General features: G+C 63.5%; 1 protein-coding gene. It reads left to right on the top strand.

The features are described from left to right. Window positions 1–125: 125 nt before the first annotated feature. On the top strand, window positions 126–526 hold a 401-nt coding region (locus DAI20_RS20265; RefSeq protein ID WP_159085173.1), incomplete at its 3' end, for an FtsW/RodA/SpoVE family cell cycle protein.

The following is a 526-nucleotide window of genomic DNA, read 5'->3' on the forward strand; positions in this document are numbered from 1 at the left end:
CATGGCGCCGATCCACCACCATTTCGAACTGAAGGGCTGGCCGGAGCCGCGCGTCATCGTGCGCTTCTGGATCATCTCCGTCGTGCTCGTGCTGATCGGCCTGGCCACGTTGAAGGTGCGCTGAGATGAACGACCTGTCCCGCCAGGCAACACGCCTTGAAGCCATCGAAGGCAGCTACGACAAGTGGCTGCTGGGCGCGATCATCGCGCTCACCGGCGTGGGCGTGGTGATGGTGGCGTCCAGCTCGATCGCCTTGATGAGCAGCCCGTTCTACTACCTCAACCGCCACCTGATCTTCCTGGCGGTGGGTATCGTGCTGGCGGTCATCGCCGCCCGCACCGAGCTGAAGTCCATCGAGCAGTACAACCAGATGCTGCTGCTGGGCTGCTTCGTGCTGCTGCTGGCGGTGTTCGCACCGGGCCTGGGCAGCACGGTCAACGGCGCACGCCGCTGGATCAACCTGGGCATCTCCAAGTTCCAGACGGTCGAAGCGGTGAAAGTGCTCTACATCGTCTGGCTGTCGAG

Source organism: Planctomonas deserti, from assembly GCF_003067705.1.
GTDB classification, from domain to species: Bacteria; Actinomycetota; Actinomycetes; order Actinomycetales; family Microbacteriaceae; genus Planctomonas; species Planctomonas deserti.